General features: G+C 67.5%; 13 protein-coding genes and 3 pseudogenes. 6 read left to right on the top strand and 10 right to left on the bottom strand.

The window, feature by feature from the left end; genetic code table 11:
* Window positions 1–115 precede the first annotated feature (115 nt).
* Window positions 116–379 (top strand): annotated as a pseudogene (locus tag A9X04_RS31430) (type VII secretion protein EccE); the annotation flags it as partial.
* Here A9X04_RS31430 and A9X04_RS11940 read toward each other — a convergent pair.
* The 9 genes and pseudogenes from A9X04_RS11940 to A9X04_RS11900 all read right to left on the bottom strand — a co-directional run.
* Window positions 366–936: pseudogene (locus A9X04_RS11940) on the bottom strand (type VII secretion-associated serine protease); the annotation flags it as partial. The pseudogenes A9X04_RS31430 and A9X04_RS11940 sit on opposite strands and share 14 nt — an antisense overlap.
* Before the next feature lie 14 nt (window positions 937–950).
* Window positions 951–2,480, bottom strand: a complete 1,530-nt coding sequence (eccD, locus tag A9X04_RS11935; protein WP_082973047.1) for a type VII secretion integral membrane protein EccD — start codon at window positions 2,478–2,480, stop codon at window positions 951–953.
* Window positions 2,477–3,502 (bottom strand): MinD/ParA family protein, encoded by a 1,026-nt coding sequence (locus tag A9X04_RS11930; protein ID WP_090419175.1) that lies wholly within the window; start codon window positions 3,500–3,502, stop codon window positions 2,477–2,479. The genes eccD and A9X04_RS11930 overlap by 4 nt, the downstream gene beginning before the upstream one ends.
* A 130-nt stretch (window positions 3,503–3,632) precedes the next feature.
* Entirely contained in the window at window positions 3,633–4,463 is an 831-nt protein-coding gene (locus A9X04_RS11925) for an ESX secretion-associated protein EspG (protein WP_067920543.1), read from the bottom strand.
* Window positions 4,464–4,549: 86 nt separating this feature from the next.
* The gene (locus A9X04_RS11920; RefSeq protein WP_067920541.1) at window positions 4,550–4,837 is read right to left on the bottom strand and encodes a WXG100 family type VII secretion target; all 288 of its coding nucleotides are present in this window, start codon (window positions 4,835–4,837) and stop codon (window positions 4,550–4,552) included.
* 55 nt (window positions 4,838–4,892) lie between these two features.
* On the bottom strand, window positions 4,893–5,255 hold the full coding sequence (locus tag A9X04_RS11915; RefSeq protein ID WP_090419178.1) for a WXG100 family type VII secretion target: 363 nt from the start codon (window positions 5,253–5,255) through the stop codon (window positions 4,893–4,895).
* A 58-nt stretch (window positions 5,256–5,313) separates the two neighbouring features.
* The gene (locus A9X04_RS11910; RefSeq protein ID WP_067920538.1) at window positions 5,314–6,501 is read right to left on the bottom strand and encodes a PPE family protein; all 1,188 of its coding nucleotides are present in this window, start codon (window positions 6,499–6,501) and stop codon (window positions 5,314–5,316) included.
* Window positions 6,502–6,516: 15 nt separating this feature from the next.
* A complete protein-coding gene (locus tag A9X04_RS11905; RefSeq protein WP_067920549.1) occupies window positions 6,517–6,834 on the bottom strand; it encodes a PE domain-containing protein in 318 nt (105 codons plus the stop codon).
* A 337-nt stretch (window positions 6,835–7,171) separates the two neighbouring features.
* The gene (locus A9X04_RS11900; RefSeq protein WP_067920536.1) at window positions 7,172–8,500 is read right to left on the bottom strand and encodes a sensor histidine kinase KdpD; all 1,329 of its coding nucleotides are present in this window, start codon (window positions 8,498–8,500) and stop codon (window positions 7,172–7,174) included.
* Window positions 8,501–8,727: 227 nt separating this feature from the next.
* On the opposite strand from A9X04_RS11900, the gene A9X04_RS11895 reads away from it, so the two are divergent.
* From A9X04_RS11895 to A9X04_RS32285, 4 genes and pseudogenes are all read left to right on the top strand, one after another.
* A complete protein-coding gene (locus tag A9X04_RS11895) occupies window positions 8,728–9,363 on the top strand; it encodes a TetR/AcrR family transcriptional regulator (protein WP_067920547.1) in 636 nt (211 codons plus the stop codon).
* A 4-nt stretch (window positions 9,364–9,367) separates the two neighbouring features.
* A complete protein-coding gene (locus A9X04_RS11890; protein ID WP_067920534.1) occupies window positions 9,368–10,579 on the top strand; it encodes an acyl-CoA dehydrogenase family protein in 1,212 nt (403 codons plus the stop codon).
* Window positions 10,580–10,630: 51 nt separating this feature from the next.
* Window positions 10,631–11,848, top strand: coding sequence for a GNAT family N-acetyltransferase (locus A9X04_RS11885; protein ID WP_067920532.1), 1,218 nt, complete (start codon window positions 10,631–10,633; stop codon window positions 11,846–11,848).
* A gap of 18 nt (window positions 11,849–11,866) precedes the next feature.
* A pseudogene (locus tag A9X04_RS32285) lies at window positions 11,867–11,980 on the top strand (FAD-binding oxidoreductase); the annotation flags it as partial.
* Window positions 11,981–11,992: 12 nt separating this feature from the next.
* Here the strand turns inward: A9X04_RS32285 and A9X04_RS11880 are convergent.
* The gene (locus tag A9X04_RS11880) at window positions 11,993–13,243 is read right to left on the bottom strand and encodes a cytochrome P450 (RefSeq protein ID WP_067920530.1); all 1,251 of its coding nucleotides are present in this window, start codon (window positions 13,241–13,243) and stop codon (window positions 11,993–11,995) included.
* 289 nt (window positions 13,244–13,532) lie between these two features.
* Here A9X04_RS11880 and A9X04_RS11875 point away from each other — a divergent pair.
* On the top strand, window positions 13,533–14,614 hold a 1,082-nt coding region (locus A9X04_RS11875; RefSeq protein WP_197509145.1), incomplete at its 3' end, for a cbb3-type cytochrome c oxidase subunit I.

Raw genomic sequence — 14,614 nt, 5'->3', positions numbered from 1 at the left:
CACGGCGACCCGCGGCGGCGAACCACCGGGCCCGCAACATCGCGGTCGGGTTCGTCGGGGCGGTGGCCGCGGGCGTGCTCGTGGCCGCCATTGCGGCGCGGCTGAGGAGGGCGCGGTGAGGTCCACGCTGACCGGGTTCAGCCCGGGCAGCAACCGACGGGTCGTCGGGGTGTGGGTCGTGTTCCTGCTCGCGGTGGCGAGTTGGGCGGCGGCCGGCTACATCGGCGCCGCGGTCGCCGCGGTGGTCGGCATCGCCCTGGTCTTCGTCCGGTGGTGGGGTCAGCCCGCGTGGTCGTGGCTGGTGTTGTGGCGCCACGGCCGGCGGCCGATCAGCTGGGACGCCCCACTGACCGTGGCCAACAACCGTTCCGGCGGTGGCGGAATCACCTGGGTGATAGTCACCGGCGGGGGCGGTGGCGGCGGCGCCACCGGCGGCGGCACCTCCACGGGCGGCGGAGGTGCGCCGATGGCCGGTGGCGGTCCGGCCGGTGGGGGGAAGGCGGGCGTCGAGGGCATCGGCCGTGGCATGGGCAGAACCCCTTGCGGCGCGGCGGCGATGATCGAGCCCACGATCGTGCCGTGCGCGTCGCAGTCGGACAGGCCGTCCTCGCCCATGATGTAGTCGCCGCCGGGCACGGCGGGCAGCCGCGGGTTGGGCGAAATACCGGTGTCGATGACCGCCACCGGTACACCGTTGCCGGTGCTGTATTGCCATGCCTTGCTGATGTTGAGCAGGTTGAAGCCGGGCGCCAGCTGCGCGACGTCGGGGTTGCGCACGGTGATGGGCGTCGAGCAGCTGTTGGCGCGCCGCATCGGCTGGTCCGATCGGGGCGGTCCGTCCGGCGGCACCAATCCCGGATCCACTTGTGGGGGCGTGATCGCCTGTGCGGCAGGGACATTCGCCGCAAGCGCAACAAGGGTGACGGCGGCGGTCATCGCCGCCACCCGCTTCAGTGGCGAATCCACGTGAAGAGCCCTCCCAGGGCCGCCGCCGCCGGCAGCAAGACGATGAACGCGAGCACTTCCACCCATTCCACGGTCAACCGGATGAAGGGCCTGAACCGCACCGTGGGCACCAAAAGGGCCGCGGCCAGGCCGAGCGCGGCGAAGGCTGCGACGGCCGTCGCGGGCCAAAGCAGGCCGTTCACAACGTCTTTCGGCTCGGCGAGCGCATATTTCACCACTCCCGCGCACACCGCGGCCGAGGCGCCGCAGGCGAGCGCCACGGCTTGATACTTGGCGGCGAATCCGCGGCCCTGGGTGATGAAGATGCCCACCACCAGGCCCGCCACCACCAGCGCCAACCAGGCCCATTGGCGTCCCGGCGCCAGCACTCCCCACACGGCGGCGGGCAGGACGATCGACACCCCCACGCACACCCCGACCTGGACGGCGTTGACCAGCCGGGCCGAGGCGGCGATCGCCGCGCCCCGCGCGGTGATGTCGGTCAGCTCGTTGTCTTCGTCCTCGGACTCGTCCTCGCTGACCGGGGCGACCGTGTCGACGGGCATGCCCTCGCGGCGCGCGAACAGGTCACGCCCGGTGATCGATCCGAAGTGCGGCGGCCGCACGCGGGCCACCCACAACGCGATCAGCGGCGTCATCCTGACCAGGATCAGCAATCCCACCAGCACGCAGATGGCCAGCACCTGCGGCGAGGCCGGCCGGAACATCCGCACGACGCCCACCGCGGCGAGGATCCCGCACACCGTCACCACCGCCGTGACGACCGCCGTCTGCCACCGCTTGCGGGTCAGCACACCGATGGCGATCGCCCCCAGGATCACGATCACGAGTCCGATCACCGCGTGGGCTGCGCCGAGGGAGCCCGGCGGCGCGCAGGCGCCCGCGACGGCCAGCAACACGACCGCCAGCCAGCCGAACCCGCTGAACATGTCGCGCCGCTCCCGCCAGCCCCACCAGACGACGAACGTTGCGATCATCAGCAAGACGCCGACGGCGCCGGCCACCGCGGCCGGGACTGGGCTGTCGGTGAACGTCCGCGCGCGCAGCGCGAGGGCGACGACCACCGCGGCCGCCATCGCGATGATGGCGATGGCGGTGTGGGCGGCGGTCAGGGGCGTCACCGGGGCGAACATCCGGTCACCGCCGTCGCGGCCCAGCCACTTGCCCATGGCGGCCAGACCGGTCGACAGCGACTCGTACTGCGGTTCGAAGGACTCGCCGGCGACCCGGGGCACCAACACCAGGGTGTCGCCGTCCTGCACGCCCAGCTCGTCGAGGCTCTTGTTGATGTCGAGCCGGACCCCGTTGATCTTGTGGAGTTCGTAGCTGCCGGCCGGCAACGTTATGCCTTCAAACCCTTTCCGCTTCAAGTCCGCGTCGAAGAGCTCGACCATTCCTTCGAAGAATCCCTCCACCGGAATTCCGGCGGGGAACACTTGCGAGCACAGATGCCTCTCGTAGGAAATATTGACCGCACAGCGCGCCGGGAAGGCGACCTTATGCGCTGATGTCACGGCGCCGTCCGCTCCGCATCCGGAATGTATTTGTCGGCCAGGCCGGCGGTAATTTCAAAAAGCCGCAACCGCGTCTTTTTCTTCAATTCATGAACCGTGTCGATGAGCCCACCTTTGGCCAGGTGCGGATCGAAAGGCATCTCTTCGACGGTCGCGCCGACTTTGCTGAACCGCTCGGTCAGGTACGCCAGCGCATCCTTGTCGGTGATCTGATCGGTGTGGTTGATGATCACGGTGCTGCGCGAGACCAGCTCGTGGTAGCCCTGCGACCTGAGGTAGTCCACGGCCCGCAGCACCGGCCGAGACCGGTCCGCGGTGATGCCGGAGACGAACACCAGGGTGTCGGTGTTCTCCAAGACCGGCTTCATCACCTCGTGTTCCAGATCCGGAGAGGTGTCGACGATCATCACGGTGTGGGTTCGCCGCAGCCTCGACAAAACGCCGGAGAACATCGCCGGCACCAGCGGCCGGGGCTGGTCCGAGGTGCGGTTTCCGGCCAGCACATCGAGGCCTATCGGGTTCTGTCCCAAGTGTTCACGGATGTCCGCGTAGCCTTGCACGTCGGTGTCGTTGATGATGGCGGTGTAGTCACCCGGCGGTGACTCGTCGATCCGGTCGGCCAGCGTGCCGAAACCCGGGACCGCGTCGATCGCAATCACGTTCTGCGGCCGGCATTCTCGGAACACCCCACCGATGCAGGCGACCATCGTCGAAACGCCGACGCCGCCCTTGCCGGAGACCACCGTGATGACGTACTGCCGACGGATGTGCCGCCGGATGCGGTTCTGCAAGTCCCGGTAGTGCCGCTCGCTGGGCGATTCTCCGGGGTTAATTTTTTTAAAAGAGATGACGTAGATGAATTTCCGCCAACCCGAGCCTGGGGGAATCTTTCGAGGCGCGGCCAGATCGGTAATGCGCATGGTGTCGGATACCGAATCCGGGAAGTTGCGGCCCCCTGACGGTTCCCCCCGTCTGAGCGCCCCTTCGTCCGACATATTCGGGTCATTCCAAGGGCTCGTCACGTCGCGATGCTAACACGCTTGGCGATACCGCGTTTACCGATCAACAAACCCCTTCAAGTGCGTAAGAGGTTGCTATTCCACGGCATTGGTTAACCGACTTATCTTGGGTCAGTTGAGAATCCGGCTCCGGTCAGACCACCCGACGATACGAGTACCACTCCTCACCGGCGGGCAGGCGGCGGATGAGCCGCTGCACCGCGCCGCTGATGTCGCTGCGCGAACCGGGCGAGACGATCTGATAGCGCCGTTGCCCCGAGATCACGTTCTCCACGCAGACGCGGCCCGCCGGGGTGTCGATGATGGAGACGGTCGAGTCGCCGACGGCGATGCGCGCCATCTCGTCCGGTCCCACCCCGGCCTGCAGCCCCACGATGGCCGCGTGCGCGGAACGCGCCGGATCGGCCGCCATCGTGACGATCTGCAGCTGGTCGACGTCCAGGTTCTGACTGAGCAGAAACGTCCGCAGGCTGGCGGCGTCGCGCACCGAGGCGAGCAAGTGCTCGGTGTCCAAGGTGACCGGCTTGAGGGGCGCCACCTCGGCCACCCCGCACAGCCGCTCGACCTGCCCGACCACCAGATCACTGGCCCCGGTTTCGTTGCTGGCGGTGCCGGCGGGATAGAGGCGCACCAGCTCCTCGTGGCGTTCCAAAACCACCCACCAGGAAGCGAACCGGCAAATGGACGCGCGCGTGGCGTCGCGCCCGGGGACCGAGATGGTCACGAGCAGCGCCAAGTCGCGCCGCAACAACACAGTGAGCCACTCGCGGATCATCGGGTCGACGTGGCCGGCGTCGTCGAGGGCGCCGGCGGCCTTCAGCTCGGCCGCCACCGGGTGTCGCAGTGCCCGCTCAGGCGTGTCGAGCCGCGGGAGTAGCGGGCGCAGGCCGAGCTCGGGGCAGGTCTGCTCCACCCCGGTGACCGCCTGCAGCACCCACAGTCCGTCGACCGTCGTTGTCAGCATGTCTCTCTCCTCGGTGGCAAGACACCAAAGGTGGGGCACACACGCTCGGGCGCGCCTGCCCCACCTTCACCGGCCCTCGGGCGGAGTCAGAACAAGCCGGCGATGTGCTGGTCGGTGCTCAGCGCGCCGTCGAGCACGTGCGACGTGGTCTGGCCGTGCTGGCGGATCGTGTCGATGAGGCCCTGCAACCCCGAGAGCATCTGCGCCTGCGCCTCGAAGAAGCCCGACGCACCGTGGCCGGCGAAGAATTCCTGCAACGCGTTGGTCCGGTTCGAGGTGTCATCGAAAATGCCCTGCAACTGACCGGCGCGAGAAGCGACATCGCTGGCGAAGTCTGCCACGGCTCCGGGGTTGTAAGTAATTGGATCAGACATTGTTAATTTCCTTTCAGAAGACCGTTTGTGGAATTAGGAGCGAGGCAGGCGGAAGTCAGGATCCGCCGTGGCCGAACAGAGCGCTGAAAGCGTGCGACGAATCCGCCTCGTGACCTTCCATCAGGGCCGCCGCCTGCTTGAGGCCCTCGGCCAGCCGGGTGCCGCCGTTCAGCACCTTGTTCAGGTCGTTTTGGACCTCGATGGCCGTCGCGTGCGACGCGACCACCGCGTCACCGGACCAGGTCGACGGGTTCATCACGTTCTCTTGGTTGGCCACGTATCCCTGGCCGATCCCAATTGCGTGTTCCATGTTCGCCTGAATGGCGTTGGACGTATCGCGCAGCATTTGCGGTGTCACCTTGATTGTCACTGAATTCTCCTTCTCCGGTTGGCCGCCCCCCGTAAATGCCTGGGGCATGGAGCGAAGTGTATGGCGGCTATTTATACCTGTCGATTCACCCTTGGCCGGGCCGGCTTCACACTCTGGTGTCCACTACCCGCACGGTCGCGGGCTGTTCGGATTTGTCTCGAGATCCGCGTTCTCCTCCCGCCCCATGCCCCACCGGCATGCCGCCCATCGGTGTGCCACCGCCGACCGTCGTGGTCTGCGGACGCATGGCCTCGGCGCCCAGCGCCCCGCTCGGCCGCAACCCAACCGGCCGTCCGCTGCCGGCCGGTTCGAAAGCACTGACGGGACGGGTGAAACTGGTCGCGGGCATGCCCGCGCTGCCCAGGGAGGCGGCCCCGCCGCCGCCCGATGCGCCGACGGCCGACACCTCCGTCGCCGAGACCGCCGAGACGCCCGGCGCAGCCCCACCCATGGCGCCCGGATTGGCGAACATGCCCATCATCGATTGCAGCGGCTGCATCATCTGCATGGGCGCCTGCATCATCTGCATGGGCGCCTGCATCGCCTGGGGGACGGCCCCCATCATCGACTGCACCGGCTCCATGAACGAGCCAGCCTGACTCATGAAGTCCTGGCCGCCCGATGCCGCCTGACCGGCGCTCGAGGTGCCCTGCTGCGCCCCCTGCAGGGCCGAGCGCATGCCGTCACCGGCCCCGACCTGGGCGGCCGCCTCGCCCACCGCGGCGGCCGCCTGTGCCGGTGCCGCCGGCGACGCGCCCATGGTCGCCACGGGTGGCGCAATCGCGAGGCTTTCGCTCAGCGACGTCAGGATGGCCCCGTAGCTCGCCCCGACGGCAGAGTTGTTGGGCCACATCACCCCGAAATACTGGACATCAAGCGACACGATTCGGGGGGTCAGGGCCCCCAGCACCAGGGGGTTGATCCCGTTGTCGACTCCCCACTCATCGCGATTGGCGATGCATTCGGGAGCGGGACGCATCGTGCCGTATGCCATTTGGTACGCGGAGACCGCGGTGGCAACGACCGGTGCCTTCATGTCGACCCAGCCGGCCAGCCCGTGCAGCGACGCGTTGAGCATCGTGACGTTGGCCGCCGACGCCGCCGAGCCGGCACCCAGCCAGCTGGCTGATGTCGTAGCCGTGTTGACCGCAGACGCGATACCTGAGGCGTGGTGGGTGGCTGCCAGAGCCATCCAGGCGGCCTCGTTGGCCAGGTGAGTGACCACCCCGGCGCCGCCCTTGAGCAGTAGATCGTTTTCCTCAGGTGTACGCGCAGCCCACCCCGGATCGGCCATGCGTACCTTCCCCTTTTAGAGGCTGGTGGCCGCGGTTGTCAGCAGGGCCGCCTGGCGAGCGGTTTCCGTCGCGACGGTCGTGCCCGAGGCCAGCCCCTGCGCCCCGGCGAACAGCCCGCGCTGCGCCGCGTGCTCGGACACCACCCCCAAATAGCTGGCGCCGCAAGCGTTCAGCGCCGCCGCGAACATCGCCGAGTCCGGATCGCCGCCCATCGGCATCGCCCCCAGCAGGGCCGGCGCCGCCGCCGACGCCGCCGATTCCGTTTCGGCGCTGATGGCCGACTCCGCGCTTGCCGACGCCAGAACCGCCTCTGGCTGCATCGACATCGTCATGATTTCCCTCCGATTGCTCAGCGTCATAAAGACGGGCTTGGCGCATCAGTCTAGTGCGATCCGACCGTTCGTGTTATTCACTCGATCCTCCCGGGCTGCCGACCGGCAAATTACGCGTTTGTTCTGGTCGGCGGTATTCCCGCTATGAGTCATCCGTCAAACAACCTCTTATGCCACTGCAGACACTGTGGTCACCGGCTCATGCGAATACGTCGCAGTTATGGCGGACGTAAACCGCCGTCGAACAACGGATCGACGCCGCGCTTATTTTTGCCGACTCACGGCGAATTGGGCGCCCAGGGGCCCGATTTTCCGGTGCGTTAATAGCGGGCGAAATCTACCCGGGGCCGCGTCCATCGCCGGCCAGGTTGAGCAGCAGCCGGGTGCCACCCAGCGGGCTGGTCTGTAATGCCGCTGTGCCGCCGTGCAATTCGGCCTGCTGGGCGACCAACGCCAGCCCCAGCCCCGAGCCCGAGCGCGACGCCGTCGACCCGCGGGTGAAGCGCTCGAACACCGTTGCCCGCTCGGATTCCGGGACGCCGGTTCCGTCGTCGTCGATCGCGATCTGGACACCCTCGCTGGAGCTGCTCACGGTGAGCTGGATCTTGCCGGCGTTGCCGTGCTTGACGGCGTTGGCGATGGCGTTGTCGATCACCAGCCGCAGCCCCGTGGGCAGCCCCACCATCAGCACGGTCGGCGACGGCACCAGCGACACCTCCACGTCGGGATAGATCCGCAGCGCATCGTGCGCGGCTCGGTCCAACAGCTCGGTGATGTCGAACGGGACGAAGTCGTCGACGGTGGTCAGCTCACCCTGCGCCAGCCGCTCCAGCGCCGTCAGCGTCGCTTCGATGCGACTCTGGGTGCGGATGACGTCGCCGATGACCTCCTCGCGCTGCTCCGGCGGCAGGTCCAGGGTGGACAACACCTCGAGGTTGGTGCGCATGGCCGTCAACGGGGTGCGCAGTTCGTGGGAGGCGACCGCGGCGAAGTCGCGGGCGGACTCGAGCGCGGCCTTGGTGCGCTGCTGTTCGTTGCCGATGCGCGCGAGCATGCCCTCGACGGCCTCGGCGATCTCCACGGCCTCGCGCACCCCGCGCACCTGGACCTCGTCGGGGCTGGACTGGGCGTTGATGGCGCGGGCCTGCTGCGCCAGCAGCAGGAACGGGTTCACCATGATCAGCGAGATCACCCAGCCGACGACCACGGTGCCCCCGATGACGCTGGCGCAGATCAGCAGCACCCGCAGGTGCAGCTCGTTGATCCGGTGCTGGGCCTCGGCCAGCGGCGCGGCCAGCGCGATCAAGGCGGGGCCGGCGGAGAAGGTGCGGACGCGGTACTGCACCCCGTCGATGGTGGTGTTCGCGTACCCGTTGGGCAGCTTCGGCAGCACGATGTTGCTGGGCACCGAAACCGTCTGATCGCCGATGCGAGCGGTGCGGACCAGGTTGCCGTCCGGCATGGGCTGGTCGGGGCTGGCGTGCTCCACGTTGTTGAGCAGTGAGTTGATGTCGCCGAGGCTGCTGACCGAATCGAGCCGGCGGTCGAGCTGGCTGTACTGGTCGTTGGTCACACCCACCCACACCCAGGTGCCCAACAGGACGACGAGGGTGATGACCGAGAGCGCGGCCACGACAACGATCGTGCGCAGCGACAACACCCGCATCGGCAGCTGTACGTGCGGTAACACGCGACTGTCACGCTCCTCTTGTGCGGTTCGTGGCACCGGGCCGGCGACGCGCCGACTCCTCGACCACCACCCTCACACCGATACCGAGTCGCCGCGTCCTGGCGCCGTGGCGTTTCGCAGAGAATCTAGCGCCCCTCGTTGAACTCGCGTCCCGCCGACCGCGACAATTTGGCCGAATGGTGGTGAGTGAGTACTCTCTCACCATGCTCGCCTCCGGACGCGATCGCCTGCTGGCCGCGGCGCTCAGGCTCTTCGCTGACAAGGGCTACGCGGCGACGTCGGTGGCCGACATCCAGCGGGCATCGGGCCTGGCACCCGGATCGGGCGCGTTGTATAAGCACTTCGGCTCCAAACGCGAACTGCTCGAGGCCGCCGTCGCGTACCGGATCGACAGGATCGTGGCGGCGCGCGAGCAATACGACGCCGGGCAGCCGGGCAGTGTCGAACAGGCCGTGCGCACCGCCGGCCAGCTGATCTGGAGCAACCTCAAGCAGAGCGAGGACCTGCTCAAGGTCATGCTGCGGGAACCCGACGAGCTCGGTGACCTGGACGAGAAGACCTGGCAGGTCATCACCGACAACGCCTACCAGCGGTTCGCCGACGAGCTCGCCGCGTCGAATCGCGCCGGCCGTACCCGCATCCCCGACCCGGAGGCGGCCGCCGCGGTCGCGATCGGGTCGTTGTCCTACGCCGCGACGCTGCAGGCGCTGACCGGCCGGCTGCCCGGCAACATCGACGAGGAGCGCTACTTCGAGGCGTGGGTCAGCCAGACCGTCAGCGTCCTCGCCCAATACGGAACCCCCAAAAAACCGTTGAACGACAAACCATCTCAGGAGTGAAGCCGTGACTTTCTCGCTGCAACTGACGGACGACGTGATCGAGGTGCGCGACTGGGTGCACAAGTTCGCCGCCGACGTCATCCGGCCCGCCGCGTCCGAATGGGACGAACGGGAGGAGACCCCGTGGCCGGTGATCCAGGAGGCCGCCAAGGTGGGCCTGTACTCCCCCGACTTCTTCGCGCAGCAGGCTGCCGAGCCCACGGGCCTGGGCATGCTGACCGCGTTCGAGGAGATGTTCTGGGGCGATGCGGGCATCGCGCTGTCCATCATGGGCACCGGGCTGGCCGCTGCGGCCCTGGCGGGCAACGGAACTCCCGAACAGCTGGGTCGCTGGCTGCCCGAGATGTTCGGCACGGCGGACGAGCCGAAGCTGGGCGCGTTCTGCTCATCCGAGCCCGACGCCGGGTCCGACGTCGGCGCGATCCGTACCCGGGCGCGCTACGACGAGGTCACCGGGGAATGGGTGCTCAACGGCACCAAGACCTGGGCGACCAACGGCGGCATCGCCAACGTGCACATCGTGGTGGCGTCGGTCTATCCCGAGCTGGGGACCCGGGGGCAGGCCACATTCGTCGTCCCGGCGGGTGTCAGCGGGCTGGCGCAGGGCCAGAAGTTCAAGAAGCATGGGATTCGGGCGTCCCACACCGCCGAGGTGGTGCTGGACAACGTCCGCCTGCCGGAGGACCACATCCTCGGCGGCCGCGAGAAGTTCGAAGCGCGGATAGCCCGCGTCAAATCGGGCGCATCGGCACGCAGTCAGGCGGCGATGAAGACCTTCGAGCGCACCCGCCCCACGGTCGGCGCGATGGCCGTCGGTGTCGCGCGGGCCGCCTACGAGTACGCACTCGACTATGCCTGCCAGCGTGAGCAATTCGGGCGCAAGATCGGCGAATTCCAGGCGGTGGCGTTCAAGCTGGCGGACATGAGAAGCCGCATCGACGCCGCGCGCCTGTTGGTGTGGCGGGCCGGATGGATGGCCCGCAACAACCAGTCCTTCGACGCGGCGGAGGGGTCGATGGCCAAGCTGGTGGCCAGCGAGACGGCCGTCTACGTCACCGACGAGGCGATCCAGATCCTGGGCGGCAACGGCTACACCCGCGACTATCCCGTGGAGCGAATGCACCGCGACGCCAAGATCTTCACCATCTTCGAGGGGACCAGCGAGATCCAGCGCCTGGTGATCTCCCGGGCGTTGACCGGCTTGCAGATTCGTTAGCGGCCGCATCCCGCGGTCCACGGGCCGGCGGGCACCAGACATGATGGCCGGATGACCATCGAGATCCGGGTGCTCGGCAGCGAGGAGGATCTGCTCGCCGCCGCCAACGTGTTCCGCGTCGCGATGATCGGCTTCCCGCCGCTGCCGGACCTGCCACCCGGGCAGATCGCCAAACTGCTCGAGCCCGGCCGTACCGTCGGGGCGTTCGTGGGCGGCCAGCTCGTGGGCACCGCGGACGCCGTGACGAGTCGAATGACGCTTCCCGGCGGGGCGATGGTGGGCCACGCCGCCGTCACGCACATCGGGGTGCTGCCCTCGTTCACCCGGCGGGGCGTCGCCACCGAGCTGATCGGTCATCAGTTGCGCGACATCGCCGCCCGCGGTGAAGTGGTGGCATCCCTGCGGGCGTCGGAGGCGACGATCTACGGCCGGTACGGATACGGCGTGGCGAGCTCTTCGCAGACGGTGGAGGTGCACACGGCCCGTGCCGCGCTGCGCCGCGACGTCGGGCCGGGCGGTCCGGTGCGGTTGGTCGACGCCGCGCAGGCCTGGGAGCTGCTGCCGGGCATCTATGCCCAGAATCGCCCGTCGCGTCCGGGAACGATCGACCGGCCGCGACCGTGGTGGGAGAGCCTGCGGCTGCGAACCGAAAACGCGCCCGGTCCCTCGTATTTCGTGGTGCACGGCAAACCGGGATCCGAATCCGGGTTTGCCCGCTACCGTCCCGTCGACACCGAGAGGTGGTTCGTCAGCGACCAGCGCACGATCGCGGTGGAGGATTTCTTCGCGCCCACCCCGGAGGCCTATCTCGGATTGCTGCGGTTCCTGCTGGAGTTGGATCTCATTGACCGCGTGGTGTTTTGGATGTTGCCGATGGATGACCCGCTGCCGTGGCTGCTGGTCGATCGGCGGGCGGCGCGGGTCACCGCGGTGCACGACGAAACCTGGCTGCGTGTCATCGACGCGGGGCGGGCTCTGGAGGCACGCCGCTACGGCGGCGACGGCGCCGTCACGATCGCGGTCAATGACACCCTGCTGCCCGGCAATTCGGGCCGCTTCACGGTCACCGGGGACGGTGCCGAGCCGACCGGGCGACCAGCGGACCTCGAGGTCGACGTCGAGGGGCTGGCCGCCGTCCTGCTTGGCGGAACGACGTGGCGTGACCTTGTGATCGCCGGCCTGGCCCGGGCCGAAGACCCCTCGGCGATCGACACAGCGGATCGGCTGTTCGCGGTGCCGGACGCACCCCACGCCGGGTTCTTCTTCTAATCCCGTGGGTATGCCGACCGCGTGATTGTGATCGTCGGCGCCAACCTGATGAAGTTCGGCCCGGTGCTGGGCGAGCTGCTCGCGCGGGCGGCGCTGGAAGACGAGCTGCCCGCCGAGTTGACCGTTACGTGAGTCGGCCCGAATTCACTTCAGCGAGTAGCGGATCGGCAGGTGCTTGAGGCCGCCGACGAATGTCGTGGCCATCAGCTCCGGCGCGCCGGCCAGCTCAATCGACCTGATCCGCGGGACCAGCTCGGAGAAGAAGCTGTTGATCTCCATCCGGGCCAACGCGGCGCCCAGGCAGAAGTGCACGCCGTAGCCGAACGACAGGTGTTTGTTGGGGTCGCGCGCGACGTCGAATCGGAACGGGTCCGTGAACACGTCCTCGTCGCGGTTGGCCGAAACATAGGACAGCAGTACCGATTCACCCTTCGCGATCGGCACCCCGCGCACCGCGGTGTCGGCCTGCGCGGTGCGCATGAACTCCTTGACCGGCACCACCCAGCGGATCATCTCCTCGACCGCGGTGCCCATCAGTCCCATGTCCTTTTGCAGCCGCGCCAGCTCACCGGGGTTCTCCAGCAGCGCCAGCATGCCACCGGCGATGCCCGCGCTGGTGGTGTCGTGGCCGGCGCTGGCCACGATCACGTAGTACGACGCCGTGTCCATGTCCGACAACGGTGCGCCGTTGATCGTGGCGTTGGCGATCGCCGAGGCCAGGTCCTCGGTCGGGCGCTCGCGGCGTGACGCGGTGAGCGCGGCGAAGTAGTTGAAGAAGTCCAGCAGCACGGCGAGCATGTCCTCGGTCGTGCCACCCCGCTGGAACTCGGTGTCGTCACCGCCGAACATCTCCTGGGTGAGCTTGAGCATCCGCGGGAAGTCGGACTCCGGCAGCCCCAGCAGCGACAGGATCACATACAGCGGGTAATTGACGGCGACCTCCTGGACGAAGTCGCACTCGGGCCCCTTCTCGACCATTTTGTCGACGTAGATCCCGGCCAGCTCGTCGACGCGACACTTCAAGTCCCGCATCACCTTCGGCCTGAACCAGTCGGCGCCGATCTTCCGCATGTCGCGGTGGTGGGGATCGTCCATGTGGATCAGCGTGCGCAGGCCGATGCCCGCCTCCATCTGGGCGCGCAGCACGTCTTCGCCCTCGGAAACCATCAACAGTGGGCGCGGATCGTTGGTGAACAGGTCGTTCTGCCGTTCGATGTCCATCACGTCGGCATGCTTGGTGATCGCCCAAAACGGTTTGTAGCCTTCGATATCGACCCAGGAGACCGGGGCGTGGGCCCGCAGGTAGGTCAGCGCCTGGTGCAACCGCTTCTCGTCGGCGTAGGCCGACGGGTCGGCCAGAACCCGTGCGGCCTCGTCCATGATCCGGGTGCTCATACGGTTCTCCTCAGGTGCTGTTGCCGAGTCGGGGCTTCGCCCCTCCGGGCCGGCGGCGATCGCCGCGTTGCGTTGATGTTCGTCGCTCGGGGGGCACCGGTCAACACCACATTTCACGGTCGGCCCGAGGCCGGCCACCAGCGTTGGAAAGGCTTTCCTTCCTGCGCCGCATCACCCAGGATTCGCCCGAATTTAGGGACGTTTGGCCCTAGGTCCGCGCAGTGGGGTCTCGGAATACTTGGGCGGCTTGATGATTACCGTCCGGCTTCTGGACGTGTGGAGGTAATGCATGACCGCTGAGGCGCCGCCCACCCCTGCCCTCGAGGCCCGTCGGCCTTTTCCCGCCCGGATGGGGCCCAAGGGCAACCTGATCTACAAGGTCATCAGCACGACCGATCACAAGATGATCGGCATCATGTACATGGTCGCGTGCTTCATCTTCTTCTTCATCGGCGGCCTGATGGCGTTACTGCTGCGCCTCGAACTGGCGCGGCCCGGGCTGCAATTCTTGTCCAACGAGCAGTACAACCAGCTGTTCACCATGCACGGCACGGCGATGTTGCTGTTCTATGCGACTCCCATCGTCTTCGGATTCGCCAATCTGGTGCTGCCGCTACAGATCGGTGCGCCCGACGTGGCGTTTCCACGGCTGAACGCGTTGTCGTTCTGGCTGTTCGTCTGCGGGGCGCTGATCGCGCTGGGCGGCTTCATCGTTCCCGGGGGTGCGGCCGATTTCGGGTGGACCGCCTACACGCCGCTGTCGGATGCGGTGCACAGCCCCGGCGTGGGCGGGGACCTGTGGATCCTGGGGGTGGGCGTCGGCGGTCTGGGCACCATTCTGGGGGCGGTCAACATGATCACCACCGTCGTGTGCATGCGAGCGCCCGGCATGACGATGTTCCGGATGCCCATCTTCACCTGGAACATCCTGGTAACCAGTGTGCTTGTCCTGGTGGTCTTCCCACTGCTGACGGCCGCGTTGTTCGGGCTGGAGGCCGACCGCCGCATCGGCGCCCACATCTACGACCCGGCCAACGGCGGGGTGATCCTTTTCCAGCATTTGTTCTGGTTCTTCGGCCATCCCGAGGTGTACGTCATCGCGCTGCCCTTCTTCGGGATCATCTCCGAGATCATCCCGGTGTTCTCCCGCAAGCCGCTGTTCGGCTACACCACTTTGGTGTATGCGACGTTGGCAATCGCCGCGCTGTCGGTCGCGGTGTGGGCCCATCACATGTATGCCACCGGAGCGGTACTGCTGCCGTTCTTCTCGTTCATGACATTCCTGATCGCGGTACCGACGGGGATCAAGTTCTTCAACTGGATCGGCACCATGTGGAAGGGGCAACTCACCTTCGAGACCCCGATGCTGTT

The sequence above is a fragment of the Mycobacterium sp. E3247 genome, from assembly GCF_001667785.1.
In the GTDB taxonomy this organism is placed as follows: Bacteria; Actinomycetota; Actinomycetes; order Mycobacteriales; family Mycobacteriaceae; genus Mycobacterium.
Note: the sequence above shows the minus strand (reverse complement) of the source record. Positions and strands in the feature narration are given on the sequence as shown.